Origin of the sequence: Dyella sp. A6 (genome assembly GCF_036320485.1) — a bacterium.
GTDB classification, from domain to species: Bacteria; Pseudomonadota; Gammaproteobacteria; order Xanthomonadales; family Rhodanobacteraceae; genus Rhodanobacter_A; species Rhodanobacter_A aluminiiresistens.
The window spans coordinates 3,622,577-3,636,367 of the sequence record NZ_CP132911.1 but is presented as its reverse complement, the minus strand read 5'-3'; the positions used below and the strand labels follow the sequence as shown (position 1 = coordinate 3,636,367).

Genomic DNA, 13,791 nt, shown 5'->3' with positions numbered 1-13,791 from the left:
CCATGAGAAGTGATGTCGATGCAGCAGGAGTGATGTCGATATGGCGCGAAGCGATGCAGGGTCGATGCCGATCAGCCGGCAGCGGTCATCGCATCCCACGCGCGTGTCACCAGGCCAAGCAGGTGGTTGCGCACATCCACGGGCCATTTTTCGATGCGTGAGGCGAAGTCCTTGCGGTTGCCTCGCCAGAATGCGCGCGAGGCTTCCTCGTAGTGCGGCAGGTCGCCAGCGATCACGCGCATGAAACGGTCGGCCGATTCGCTGGCGAGCCGCGCCTGCTCGCGGGTGCCACCGGCGCGGCGGGCCTCCTCGACCAGGCGTCGCAGGGTGGCCGAGGCACCGCCGGGTTGCTGGTTGAGCCAGTCCCAGTGACGCGGCAGCAGGGTCACTTCGCGCGCGGTGACCCCCAGTTTCGGCCGGCCGCGACCCCGTGGTGCGGCGGCCGGGGCCGGCGTGGCGGTGGTGCGGGCCAGCCGCGCCAGCACCTGTTTCGGGCTGCCGCGGAAATCGATTTCGACCGGCTCGCTGGTGGCATCATCGAACACCAATAGCGGCCCTTGCGTACCGGCATCGAGCGCCTGTTTGGCGGCCAGTGCCACCTCGGGCAACGGGCCGCTTGCGATCAGCCGATGTCCGTCGAAGGCGGTGCAACCGGAATGGAGGGTGTGGGTCATGGCGATGGCCGGTGACGAAGGCGCCTGAATTATGCCCGGATAATAATAAAGGTCAATCCATGCTCAGGGGCGCGATCGGCGAAGCGCACACGCAGGCGACATGGGCCTGCCAGGGGGATATCCCGGCCCAGGCGCCGGACCTGTCGGGTGTACCCTCGCCAGCCGTCTGATTGCGGAATCGTTCGATGATCTATGTGTGGCTGAGCGTGCTGTGCAGCGTGTGCGTGTCGGTGTTGCTGAAGCTGGCGAAGCATTTCAGGGTGGACGTTGGCCAGGCGGTGGCATGGAACTACGTGGTGGCTGGCGCGCTGGCGTTGTCGACCCTGCATCCGTCGCTGGCGCCGTTGCGTTCGTCGGGGGTGCCGTGGGTGGCGCTGCTCGGGCTGGGCGTGCTGCTGCCGACGATCTTCCTGGCGCTGGGTGCGTCGGTGCGGCATGCCGGCATCGTGCGTTCGGACGCGGCGCAGCGCCTGTCGCTGCTGATCTCGCTGCTGGCGGCCTTCGTGCTGTTCAACGAAAAGCTGGACGCGATCAAGGCGGCCGGCTGCGTGCTGGGTCTGCTGGCGATGGCCGGCATGATCTGGCGTGCCGAGCGGACGGGTCCGGTGGCCGGCGGCGGTCGCTGGGTCTATCCACTGCTGGTGTTCGCCGGCTTCGGCGTGATCGACATCCTGTTCAAGCGGGTGGCCGCGGCCGGCATCCCGCTGGGCACCGCGCTGCTGTCGATGTTCGCGCTGTCGATGCTGGTGGCCTTCGCGATCGTGCTGGCCCGCCGCACGCGCTTCACGACACAGGGCCTGCTGGGTGGCGTGCTGCTGGGCCTGTGCAACTTCGGCAACATCCTGTTCTACCTGCGCGCGCACCGCGCGTTGCCGGGCAATCCGGCACTGGTCTTCGCCAGCATGAACCTGGGCGTGGTGGCACTGGGTGCGCTGACCGGTCTGCTGCTGTTCCGCGAACGCCTGAGCCGGCTCAACCTGGCCGCCCTGGCACTAGCGCTGGTGGCGGTGGGCCTGCTCACGCACGGCTGAGCATGACTTCTGGGCTGTGAAGGCGAGGCTGCGCGGCACCTAAGCTCCGGTGTATCCGCGTTCCACGCTTCATTCGTCGAGGACATCCCGCACATGCGCAAGCTTCCCCTGGCCGCCACCCTGGCTGCCCTGCTTCTCAGCGCCACCGCCATGGCCGGTGGCGACCGGCACCAAGGCAAGGCGGTACCGCCCGAATCGCCGCAGGCGATGCTGACGACTCCGCAGTCGTCCACCACCGAAGGCTCGGTGACGGTGGAAGGCAAGCGCATCGATTACACCGCAGTGGCCGGCACGCTGGTGCTGCACGGCCGCGGCGACAAGTCCGACGTGCCCACGGTCAGCATGTTCTACACCGCCTACTTCAAGAAGGGCGTGGCGCCGGGCAAGCGGCCGGTCACCTTCATCTATAACGGCGGTCCCGGCTCGTCTACCGTCTGGCTGCACATGGGCGCGTTCGGGCCGCGCCGCGTGGTGACCGCTGACCATACCCATACGCCGGCGGCCCCGTACCCGCTGATCAATAACGACTACAGCCTGCTCGACGCTTCCGACCTGGTGTTCATCGATGCACCGGGCACCGGCTTCAGCCGCCTGATCGCCAACGACAAGGACCCGGCCAAGCGCGCCAAGCAGATGGCCGAGCGCAAGAAGCAGATCTACAGCGTGGACGGCGACGGCCATGCCTTCGCCCAGTTCATCACCCGCTTCCTGACCCGCTACGGCCGCTGGAACTCGCCGAAATACCTGCTCGGCGAAAGCTACGGCACCACCCGCTCGGCCGTGGTGGCGAACGACCTGGAGAATGAGGACAGCGTCGACCTCAACGGCGTGGTGCTGCTCTCGCAGATCCTCAACTTCGGCCTCAGCATCGATGGCCCGCAGCGCAACCCCGGCGTGGACCTGCCCTACGAGCTGGCGTTGCCGACCTATGCGGCCACGGCCTACTACCATCACAAGCTGCCGTCGCAGCCGGCCGACCTGCCGGCGTTCCTGAAGCAGGTGGAACAGTACGCCACCGGCGAATACGCCAGCGCGCTGATGGCCGGCTCCACGCTCAGCCCCGCGCGCGCGCAGGCGGTGGCCGAACAGCTACACCAGTACACCGGTCTGCCGGTGGCCTATCTGCTGAAGGCCAACCTGCGGGTCAGCGGCGGCATGTTCGAGCACGAGCTGCTGAGCCAGGCCGACGATTCCACCGGCCGTCTCGACACCCGTTTCTCCGGCCCCTCGATCGATCCGATGGGCAAGAGCGCCGAGTATGACCCGCAGTCGTCGGCGATCAGCTCCGCCTATGTCGCCGTGTTCAACAACTACGTGCGCAAGGACCTGAAGTTCGGCCAGAACCGCACCTATCGCCTGTGGGCCGATATCGACCACTGGGACATGACCCACCACGGCAGCCACCACACGCTCAACGTGATGCCGGACCTGGCGATGGCGATGAAGACCAATCCGGGCCTCAAGGTCATGCTCAACAGCGGTTACTACGACCTGGCCACGCCGTTCTACGAAGGCCAGTACGAGATGCACCACCTGCCGATCCCCGCATCGCTGCAGAAGAACATCAGTTATGCGCTGTACGACTCCGGTCACATGATCTACGCGCACGAGCCGTCGATGAAGAAACTGCACGACAACGTGGCGGCGTTCATCCGGGCCACCGACAACCTGAAGTGACCGCGCGGGCGGGCCGTTCGCGGCCCGCCCCGTCGATCCGCGATGGACCGCATTCCGTCGGGCGACTACCGGCATGCCGGCAGGCCCGGGATAATGGCGCGATATCGTCATCCGCAACCCGAGCCGTCCAGCCATGCGCCCCCTGATCGAACGCTACATCGACGCCTACAACCGCATCGACGTCGATGCGATGCTGCTGACCCTGCATCCGGCGATCGTGTTCGAGAACTACGCCGGTGGCCAGCGCGCGCTGCGCACCGAGGGCCTGCTCGACTTCGAACGGCTGGCGCGCAGCACCCAGCCGCTGTTCAGCGCACGCCGCCAGGTCATCACCGCGTACCGCGAGCAGGGCGACAGCGCCTGGGCGCAGATCCAGTTCGACGGTACCTTCGCCCTCGACCTGCCCAACGGCATCCGCGCCGGCCAGCGCATCGCCATGCCCGGACGCTCCGAATACCGCGTGTTCGACGGCCTGCTGGTCTACATCGCCGATCACAGCGAGTAAATCCGGCAGGGATGTGCCCGGCTGTCCGGTTCAGCGCGGAAGCGGACCGGGCCGCTGCTGTCGCGGTAAACTGCCGGTTTTGCCAGGGGACACATGGCGCAAGCACGCCCCCAAGCTGCGGTCCGCGGGCCCACCTTCATCCGCCTGCTGGCACGCCTGGCGCGTGCCGATGTGGCGCCGCCCGGCGCGACCCTGCCCGATCACCTGGGCCAGTGGCTGGACTGGAAACATGCGTTGGCGCTGTCCAGCGCGCTGGATGGCCGCCCGGATGTTGCGGACATGGCCGTGGACGCGACCGATGAGCTGCACGCCGAATGCGCCCAGGCGCGTGCGACGCTGACGCATGCGATCCAGCACGACCCGCAGCTCGCCGCGGGAGCGCACGTGCCGGACGAGCCTGATTTCGGGCCGTTCCGCCAGGCCTGCCTGGCCCGCCAGCGTGCGATGCAGGCCAGCATCGGCCGGCTGCGCGGCCGGCTGCGCGACGCGCTGGCCCGCGGCTCGGTCGATGCCGCACGGCTGGCCGAGGTGGATGCGGTGATGGAGGCGGCACTGACCCCGCGCGAGCACCGGCTGCTGGAGCAGGTGCCGGCCTTGCTGGAGCAGCGCTACGAGCGCCTGCGCGTGGCGCAACAAACCCCCTGGCTCGATGGCTTCCGCCGCGACATGCAGAGCGTGCTGCTGGCAGAGCTGGATGTTCGTTTTCAACCGGTCAACGCGCTGCTTGCCGCGCTTCGTACCCACTGACGCAGTTCGCCATGTTCAAGAAACTTCTCCACCTCGCCGTCTTCGCGCTGGGCCTTGCCGCCATCGGCTGGATCGTCGTCAGCTATGCCGGCAACAACCCGCTGGGCATGGCCGTCGCATTGCTGATCGGCACCTGCTACCTCGCCGGCACGCTCGAGCTGTTCCGCTATGCCCAGGCCACCGCCACCCTGCGCCAGGCGGTGGGCGAGCTGGAGCAGCCGCCGGACGAACTCGGGCACTGGCTGCAGCGCCTGCATCCCGGTCTGCGTCACGCGGTGCGCCTGCGCGTGGAAGGCGAACGCGTTGCGCTGCCGGCGCCGGCGATGACGCCGTACCTGGTCGGTTTGCTGGTGCTGCTGGGCATGCTCGGTACCCTGCTCGGCATGATGGCCACGCTGCGCGGCACCGGCATGGCACTGCAGAGCGCTACCGACCTGCAGGCGATCCGCGGTTCGCTGGCCGCGCCGGTGAACGGCCTGGGCTTCGCCTTCGGTACCTCGATCGCCGGTGTCGCCAGTTCGGCCATGCTGGGCCTGCTGTCGGCCCTGGTCCGGCGCGAGCGGCTGCAGGCAGTGCAGGCGCTGGACGCCCGCATCGCCACCACCTTGCGGGTCCATTCGCAGGCGCATCAGCGCGACGAGGCCTTCCGCCTGCTGCAGCAGCAGACCGCGGCGATGCCCGCGATCGTCGACCGCCTGCAGGCGATGGCCACCACGCTGGAGCAGCACAGCGCCGCCGCGCACGAGCGCCAGCAGGCCGCGCAGCAGGCGTTCCACCGGCATACGGAAGAGGCCTACGCGCGCCTGGCGCAGTCGGTCGAGCAGTCGCTGAAGGACAGCGTGGCCGACAGTGCGCGCAACGCCAGCAGCGTGTTGCAGCCGGCGGTGGAGTCGACCCTGGCCAGCCTGGCCCGTGAATCGGCGGCGATCCAGGCCAGCGTGGGCGAAGCCGTGCAGCGCCAGCTCGACGGCCTTGCCACCGGCTTCGACGATACCGCGCGCAGCGTCACCGGCATCTGGAACGACGCGCTGGTGCAGCATCGCCAGGCCAATCAGGCGCATGCGCAGGCGCTGGGCGATGCGCTGGCCCGCTTTACCGACACCTTCGAGCAGCGCAGTGCCGCGTTGCTGGACGGTGTCAGCGCCCGTCTCGATGCCAGCGCCGAACGCTCGGCCGAAGCCTGGAACGGCGCGCTGGCCAGGCAGGATGCCAGCCACGTCGAACTCGCCAGTCGCAACCAGCAGGCTTGGGCTGCCGCCAGCGAAACCTTCCAGTCGCAGGCCGTCGCCCTGGTGCAGACGGTCGACCGCTCGCATGCCCAGTTGCAGTCGACACTGGCTGGCAGCGACGAAGCCCGCCTGGCGGCCTGGACCGATAAGCTCGATGCCATCGCCGCCGCCCTGGGTGCGCAATGGACAACGGTCGGCGAGGCCACCGCCGATCGCCAGCAGGCCATCTGCGACACGCTGGAACAGACCGCCAGCCGCATTGCCGCGCAGGGCGAAGCCCACGCCAGCCAGACCCTCGCCGACATCGGTCGGCTGGTCGAAGCCGCATCCGAGGCGCCGCGCGTGGCCGCCGAAGTGGTGGGCGAGCTGCGCCAGAAGCTGTCCGACTCGATGGTGCGCGACACCGCCATGCTGGAAGAACGCAGCCGCCTGCTGGCGACGCTGGAAACCCTGCTCGATGCGGTCAATCACGCGTCCACCGAGCAGCGCACCGCGGTCGATGCACTGGTCAGCACCTCGGCCGATCTGCTCGACCGCGTCGGCAGCCGTTTCGCCGAGCAGATCGAAAGCGAGACCGGCAAGCTCGACACCGCCGCCGCGCAGGTCACCGTCAGTGCCCACGAAGTCGCCAGCCTGGGCGAGGCCTTCGGTGCCGGCGTGGCGCAGTTCGGCCAGACCGGCGATGCCCTGATGGAACGCCTGCAGCAGATCGCCGGTGCGCTCGATGCCTCGCTGGCGCGCAGCGACGAGCAGCTTGCCTACTACGTGGCGCAGGCGAAGGAAGTGGTCGAACTCAGCGTGCTCTCGCAGCAGCAGATCATCGACGACATGCAGCAGCTCGCCGGCCGCCGCGCACCGGCCAGGGCGGCCAAGGCATGACCGACGAAGTCGAACTCACCGCCGAATCCACGGCCCCGATCTGGGCCTTCGGCGACCTGATGTCGGTCCTGCTTGGCGCCTTCGTGCTGATCCTGGTCGGCGTCATCGGCATGCAGCTGCAGCTTTCGCACAAGCTGCAGCGGGTGGAGCAGCAGCATCAGCTGGAACTGCGTCGTCGCGCGGCACTCGAACACGCGTTGGCCACGCCGCTGGCGCAGGGCCGCGTGACCCTGGTGAACGGACGCATCGGCATTCGCGGCAACCTGCTGTTCGCGCTCAATTCCGACCAGCTGCAGCCCGCGGGGCGCCAGCTGATCCAGAGTCTGGCGCAGCCGCTGACGCAGTACCTGCAGTCACGCGACGAGCTGCTGATGGTCAGCGGCTTCACCGACAACCAGCCCGTGCACGGAGACAACCGCCGCTTCGCCGACAACTGGGAGCTGTCCGCACAGCGCGCGCTCACCGTCACCCGTGCGCTGATCGCCGCGGGCGTGCCGGCCGGTGAAGTGTTCGCCGCGGCCTTTGGTGCGCAGCAGCCGGTCAGCTCCAATGCCGATGCCGCCGGCCGTGCGAAAAACCGTCGCGTGGAGATCGCGCCGATTCCCCGTTCGTCCGCCGCCAATGCCGCGCCGGAAGGCGCCGGTACCGGTGGTCATGCGCCCTGACGCCGCCACGGCCGTGCGCAGACAACTGATCGCCGCGCTCGAACAGCGTGCGGCCGGTCTTGATGGCACGGCGAAACGCATGCTCGACGCACGGCTGGCCGAGCTGCGCGAGCGCCATGTCGAAACCGTGGACGAGTCACCCGGCAGTGCTGCCGCAACGTCGTCACCCGGACCGCTGGGCGAGCTGCTCGAAGGACTTGCACGGCGCAACCCGCCCGAGCGCAGTGTCTACCCGGAACTGCCCGCACTGGCCGACTTCCGTCAGCGCTGGTCTGCTCTGCGCGCCGACAGCCGGCTGCAGCAATCGGTGGCGCACGCGCCGACCGGTGCCGGCCCGCTCAATTCCGCTGCGCTGGCCAGTCGTGCCATCGCCATGATGCGCGAGCTCTCGCCCGGTTATCTGCACGCCTTCCTCGGCTATGTCGACGATCTCGCGTGGCTGGAACAGCTTGCCGGCGCCATGCCCGCGGCAACGCCGCAGACCCCCAGGAAACGGGCTGCCCGCAAGCCGCGCGCATAAGCGATCCGCGGCACCTGTTGCTGATCACCATGGACCGGCCACGCCGGGCCGCGAACGTGCTGTTCCCGCAACAGCGCGCCGGTCTGCCGCGTCCTGCGGACGGCGATGGCCGGTGCGTGGACGTTCCTGCCAGTGCACCAGCAGCGTCAGATTTTTCCGGGACACAGGCCACAAAACAAAGTCAGAAGCTTCTGATTTAAACGGATCCAAATAACGCGGAAGCTGACATCACCGGCTAACCGGAAGCATTTTTCCACGGCAGAACCATCATCAAGGCACACCGCAATGAGCATGTCCGACAACGTATCCATCGACAGCGCCGTAAAGCTCAGTGCGGTGCCGCGTAGACTTCGCAGCGCGCTGATCGTCGACGCAGCCTGCGACCTGCCGGACACGTTCTTCAAGAGCCCGCATGTGGCGGTCATGCCGATTACCGTGCGCATCGACAATACCCGGCTGATCGACCAGCACGATCCGCGCGCCACGGCGCAGTTCCTGAGCGGCCAGTTCGGCGACGCCACCGCCAGCGCGGAAACCATTCCGATGAGCGAGCGCGAGATCAGCGCGATGTTCCTGGAACGGTTCGTGCTCGACTACGACAGCGTCTATTGCCTCACCGTCTCGTCCAGCCGCAGCCCGATCTACGACCACGCGATGCGGGCCAGTGCCTTCATCGGCCGCGAGGCGCGCGTGATCCGCCAGAACGCGGAGATCAACCGCCCGTTCCAGCTTCGCGTGGTCGACACCAAGACCGCGTTCGCCGCGCAGGGCGTGATCGCGCTGGCGCTGGACGACATGCTCAAGCGCGGTGTGCCGCCCTTCGAAATCCGCACGCGCCTGTTCGAGGTCATCGACTCGACCTGTGTCTACGTGATGCCCGACGACCTGCAGTACATGCGGGCCCGCGCACGCGCCAAGGGCGACCGCAGCATCAGCTTCATGAACGCGATGGTCGGCAGCGCGCTGGACATCAAGCCGGTGATCCGCGGGCGCCTGGGCGAAACCGGCCCGGTCGCGAAAATCCGCGGTCGCGATCCCGCGCACCAGAAACTGTTCCGCTTTGTCGCCAGGCAGGTCCAGCGCGGCCTGAACACGCCGCACATGGTCGTTAGCTACGGCAGTTCGCTCGAGGAACTGCGTTCCCTGTCCGGCTATTCGGAACTGGTCTACGCGTGCGCAAACGAAGGCGTCACCCTGCACGAGTCGGTAATGAGCATCACCGGCATGCTCATCACCGGCAAGAAGTCGATCTCCATCGGCTTCGCGGCACCCGAGCACGCGCCTGATTTCTAGTCGCTTGCCGCCTGGTGAGGCCTGACGCCCGTTCAAGTGGCGGCCAGACAACCTGCGCGCCGTGCTAGACCTGTCGATCGTCAGGATGAGTGCGCCAGGTTGTCGGCGATCACAGCTGCGCCGCGGATCCGGGTGGCAGCGCCCGGAGCCAGGTCCGGCTGGCGGAGCCCTTCACGCTCAACACTTCCCGCCACCGCCGCTGCTGCTCCGCGCTCCCTTCCACCAACCACTGCACCTTGCCGCTGACCCACGCGGCCACTGGCACGCCGTCCTCGAACAGGATGCGGGTGCCGATCACGGCGGGGACACGCTCGCCGGGGAGCACGCTGCCGGTGAGGTTGAGCGGATCGCAACCGCTGATGACGACAAGCTCGCCGCATGCTTCGCGGCGGGCGATGGCGCGCAGGGCGGGTATCGCGTCGGGCAGGGCGAACTGTTCGCCGACCAGGCCGTCGACGAAGCGGCCGCCGCGGATTTCGCCGCGCGCTTCCAGCCGCTGGTAGACCTGGCGCAGTTCGCGCCAGCTCGGCAGCCAGGCGGCTTCGTGTTCCAGCAGTTTCCAGAACACCACGCCGTAGCGTTGCAGCAGCGTGCGGGCGACGTGCTCGACCTGCTCGCGGCGGTGCGCCTCGTCGCTGGCCTCGCGCGGTGCGCGGGCGCGCACCCGTGCCCAGCGGCCGGCGTCTTCCAGGGTGCTCAGGTTGTGGTGGCGCACGCGGCGATGGCGCGGGTTATCGCGCTTGGCCGCGGGCAGCAGCAGGGCGCGCAGGCCGGCGAAGCTGTCGGCGGTGACGCGGCCGGCGGCGACCAGCTCGCCCAGCGCGTCTTCCAGTTCGGTGCGCAGCAGGCGGGTGCTGGCCATCAGCTCGTCGAAGAACAGCGCGCCTTCGTCGCGCAGTGCATCGGCCACCGCCTGCGCGCGGGAGGACAGCGCGGGGGCTTCGGCGTCGTCGCGTTCGGCGACCGAGGCCCACACGCCCATCTGGCGTCGCGGCAGCAGCACGATGGGCGTGGCGCGTACCGGTCCGCCGCCGCTGCCGCCGGGACGCAGCCGGCTCCAGCCGATGCGGCCGGCGCGGCATTGTTCGTCCAGCCAGCGGCTGCCGTAGTCGTCGAGGCGGGCGGGCAACAGCTCGCCTTCCCACGCGCCGGCGGCGGCTTCGTAGCCTTCCAGCTGCGCCAGCACGGCCGGCAGCGCGTCCGGGCCACTCATGCGCGTGGCCGGGATGATGTGCTGCCAGTCGAACAGGAAGCGCAGGAAGTCGCGCCGGTTTACCGGGGCGATCTCGCGGCGCAGCCGGCCCAGCGTGTAGCGATGGATGCGCGCCAGCAGGTGGCGCTCGCACCATTCGACAGCCGGCGCGTCGGGGCTGAAGTGCCCCTGCATCACGTAGCCCTCGGACTGCAGGCGGATCAGTGCCAGTTCGATGTCGCCGCTGTCCACGCCCAGCGCGGCGGTCAGCGGCGGCACCGGGGTCGGGCCCAGCCCGCCGAGGCGGCCGCGCAGCAGCTCGCGCAGGGCATCTTCGGGTGTCCAGGTTTGCGCGGCGTATTCGGCGGGGGCGTCGATGGCCGGTTGCTGCGCGGCCTGCGGATGCACCGCCTGCCACAGCGGCAGGCGTTCGGCGGCGACCCACACGGCAGTGTCGGGCGCGAGGTTCAGGCGGGTAGCGCGATGCGCTTTCGCCAGCGCGCGCAGGTGCGCGTCCCAGCCGGCGTTCACCGCCACTTCGCTGTCGGTGATGCCGCCGAGCACGGTGAGTGCGTCGTGCATTTCGTCGGCGTCGCGCGCCTGCGGCCAGGCTTCCTCGCGCACGGCGGCGATGGCATCGGGATCGAGCCGGCCAAGATCGCTGGCGTCTTCCACGTCGCCCCAGCGTCGCGTCTGCACGGCCTGGGTGCGGCGTTCTTCCAGCGGCGCGTCGTCGAGGAAGGCGTAGGGTGCGGCGGTGAGTACTTCGCTGGCCAGCGGGCTGGGCGCGGCGAGGTCGCGCGCGACCACCGTGATGCGGCCGTCTTCCATGCCGTGCAGCAGGTGGATCAGGCCATCGGTGTCCATCGCCTCGCGCAGGCAGTCGTGCAGGGTCTGGTTGACCAGCGGGTGATCGGGCACCTCGCGCTCGCCGACGATGTTCTCCAGGCAGGCGACCTGGTCGGGGAACACCGTGGCGAGCAGGTCCTCGCTCTTCATGCGCTGCAGCTGCGGCGGTACTTTCTTGCCGCCGGCAAAGCGCGGCAACGCCAGTGCGGTGACCGCGGCCCAGCGCCAGCGCGTGGGGAACAGCGGTGCGTCCAGCAGCGCCTGGGTCAGCACGTGCTCGGCGCTGGAGGCGTGCAGGTAACCGGCGACTTCGATCAGCGGAAAGCTGTGGCTGGTGGACAGCGACAGCACGATCGCGTCCTCGGTGGCCGCCGCCTGCAGCTCGAAATTGAACTGGCGGCAGAAGCGCTTGCGCAGCGCCAGGCCCCAGGCGCGGTTGAGCCGGCTGCCGTAGGGCGTGTGGATGACCAGCTGGGTGCCGCCGGATTCGTCGAAGAAGCGCTCGAACACGATGGTCGATTGCGTGGGCAGCTCGCCCAGCGCGGCACGGGCATGCGCGAGGTAGTCGGCGATCTGCCGGGCGGCGGGTTCGTTCAAGCCCAGGGTGTCGTGCAGCCACGCCTTTGCCGCGTCCACGCCGGCGGCGGCGAGCTGCGCGCCCACTTCTTCGCGCAGGCGCGAAACGCCGAACGACAGTTCGTCGCTGCGCCCCGGCGCTTCGCCCAGCCAGAACGGAATGTTCGGCGGCATACCCCTGGCATCTTCCACGCGCAGCTTGCCGGGCTCCACACGCAGGATACGGTAGCTGGTGTTGCCGAGCTGGAACACGTCGCCGGCAAGGCTTTCGATCGCGAAATCCTCGTTGACGGTGCCGACGATGGTCGCCTGCGGTTCGAGCACCACCATGTAGTCGGCAGTGTCGGGAATGGTGCCGCCGGAGGTGACGGCCGTGAGCCGTGCGCCACGCCGGCCGCGCAGCTGTTTGTGCACGGCGTCGCGGTGCAGGTAGGCGGCACGCGCGCCACGGCGAGTGGTGAAGCCGTCGGCGAGCATGCGCACAATGGCGTCGAAGTCGCTACGGGCCAGCGCGCGGTACGGATGTGCGCGGCGCACCAGCGCGTACAGCGCGTCTTCGTTCCACTCGCTGCAGGCCACTTCGGCGACGATCTGCTGCGCCAGCACGTCGAGCGGCTGAGGCAGTTGCACCAGGGTGTCCAGTTCGCCGCGACGCACGCAGTCGAGCAGGGCCGCGCATTCGACCAGGTCGTCGCGCGAGGTGGCGAACAGCCGTGCCTTGGGCGTGCCGCTGACGGCATGACCGCTGCGCCCGGCGCGCTGCAGGAAGGCAGCGATCGAGCGCGGTGAGCCGAGCTGGCAGACCAGGTCGACGTCGCCGATGTCTATCCCTAACTCCAGCGAGGCGGTGGCGACCAGCGCGCGCAGATCGCCGCGCTTGAGCCGCTGCTCGGCGTCCAGCCGCTGCTCGCGTGACAGGCTGCCGTGGTGCGCGGCAACCTGTTCCTGGCCCAGCCGTTCGGACAGGTGCCGCGCGGTGCGTTCGGCCATCCGTCGCGTGTTGACGAACACCAGCGTGGTGCGGTGCGCCTGGGCCAGCGCGGCGAGTCGGTCGTAGACCAGCGCCCAGGCATCGTTGGACATCACCGCTTCCAGCGGCACCGGCGGCACTTCGATGGCGAGGTCGCGCGCCCGCGTGTGGCCGATGTCGACGATGCTGCAGGCGGGGGTGTTGCCGGCCTCCGGCACGGTGTCGTCGGCCAGCGGCGCCAGTGCGGCACTGGCGCCCTCGCCGACCAGGAAGCGCGCCACCGCCTCGATCGGCTTCTGCGTGGCGGACAGGCCGATGCGCAGCAGCGGACGCTGGCACAGCGCTTCCAGCCGCTCCAGGCTCAGCGCCAGATGCGCGCCGCGTTTGCTGTCGGCCAGGGCGTGGATCTCGTCGACGATCACTTCGCGCACATGCTTCAGCGCCGTGCGGCCGGAGTCGGAGCCGAGCAGGATGTAGAGCGACTCCGGCGTGGTGACCAGGATGTGCGGCGGGTGCTTGCGCATCAAGTTGCGCTCGGCCTGCGGCGTGTCGCCGGTGCGCACCGCGGTGCGGATCGTCACGTCGGGCAGGCCGGCCGCTTCCAGTTCGGCACGGATGCCTTCCAGCGGCGCCTCCAGGTTGACCTGGATGTCGTTCGACAGCGCTTTCAGCGGCGACACGTAGACCACCCGCGTCTCGTCCGGCAGCGTGCCGCCCTGCGCCACGCCTTCGCGCACCAGCGCGTCGATGGCGGCGAGGAAGGCGGTCAGCGTCTTGCCCGAGCCGGTGGGCGCCGCGACCAGGGTGTGTTCGCCACGGCGGATCGCCGGCCACGCCGCCGCCTGCGCCGCCGTCGCGGCGGGGAAACTGCTGCGGAACCATGCGCTCACCGCCGGATGGAAAGCATCCAGCGGATCATGCGACGGGTTGGCTGGCGGGGTACGCGGCATGCCGGTCTGCGGTTCGGGCCTGGAGTGTCGTATC

General features: G+C 69.1%; 10 protein-coding genes. 8 read left to right on the top strand and 2 right to left on the bottom strand.

The window, feature by feature from the left end; translation table 11 throughout:
* Positions 1 to 71: 71 nt before the first annotated feature.
* A complete protein-coding gene (locus RA164_RS16215) occupies positions 72 to 674 on the bottom strand; it encodes a DUF2239 family protein (RefSeq protein WP_329741877.1) in 603 nt (200 codons plus the stop codon).
* 185 nt (positions 675 to 859) lie between these two features.
* On the opposite strand from RA164_RS16215, the gene RA164_RS16210 reads away from it, so the two are divergent.
* From RA164_RS16210 to RA164_RS16175, 8 genes are all read left to right on the top strand, one after another.
* Positions 860 to 1,705, top strand: a complete 846-nt coding sequence (locus tag RA164_RS16210; RefSeq protein ID WP_329741876.1) for an EamA family transporter — start codon at positions 860 to 862, stop codon at positions 1,703 to 1,705.
* A 93-nt stretch (positions 1,706 to 1,798) separates the two neighbouring features.
* On the top strand, positions 1,799 to 3,382 hold the full coding sequence (locus tag RA164_RS16205; protein WP_329741875.1) for a S10 family peptidase: 1,584 nt from the start codon (positions 1,799 to 1,801) through the stop codon (positions 3,380 to 3,382).
* Positions 3,383 to 3,515: 133 nt separating this feature from the next.
* A complete protein-coding gene (locus RA164_RS16200) occupies positions 3,516 to 3,887 on the top strand; it encodes a nuclear transport factor 2 family protein (protein ID WP_329741874.1) in 372 nt (123 codons plus the stop codon).
* Positions 3,888 to 3,980: 93 nt separating this feature from the next.
* Positions 3,981 to 4,634, top strand: a complete 654-nt coding sequence (locus RA164_RS16195) for a DUF3348 domain-containing protein (protein WP_329741873.1) — start codon at positions 3,981 to 3,983, stop codon at positions 4,632 to 4,634.
* Positions 4,635 to 4,645: 11 nt separating this feature from the next.
* A complete protein-coding gene (locus tag RA164_RS16190) occupies positions 4,646 to 6,742 on the top strand; it encodes a DUF802 domain-containing protein (protein ID WP_329741872.1) in 2,097 nt (698 codons plus the stop codon).
* Complete coding sequence (locus tag RA164_RS16185) at positions 6,739 to 7,407, top strand: OmpA family protein (RefSeq protein ID WP_329741871.1); 669 nt, start codon at positions 6,739 to 6,741, stop codon at positions 7,405 to 7,407. The genes RA164_RS16190 and RA164_RS16185 overlap by 4 nt, the downstream gene beginning before the upstream one ends.
* Positions 7,397 to 7,927 carry a DUF2894 domain-containing protein gene (locus RA164_RS16180; protein ID WP_329741870.1) on the top strand — a complete coding sequence of 177 codons (531 nt, stop codon included), beginning with the start codon at positions 7,397 to 7,399 and terminating at the stop codon, positions 7,925 to 7,927. The genes RA164_RS16185 and RA164_RS16180 overlap by 11 nt, the downstream gene beginning before the upstream one ends.
* 285 nt (positions 7,928 to 8,212) lie before the next feature.
* Complete coding sequence (locus tag RA164_RS16175; RefSeq protein ID WP_329741869.1) at positions 8,213 to 9,220, top strand: DegV family protein; 1,008 nt, start codon at positions 8,213 to 8,215, stop codon at positions 9,218 to 9,220.
* Between the two features lie 109 nt (positions 9,221 to 9,329).
* Here the strand turns inward: RA164_RS16175 and RA164_RS16170 are convergent, their stop codons facing one another.
* Positions 9,330 to 13,757, bottom strand: a complete 4,428-nt coding sequence (locus RA164_RS16170) for a DEAD/DEAH box helicase (protein ID WP_329741868.1) — start codon at positions 13,755 to 13,757, stop codon at positions 9,330 to 9,332.
* Positions 13,758 to 13,791 lie beyond the last annotated feature (34 nt).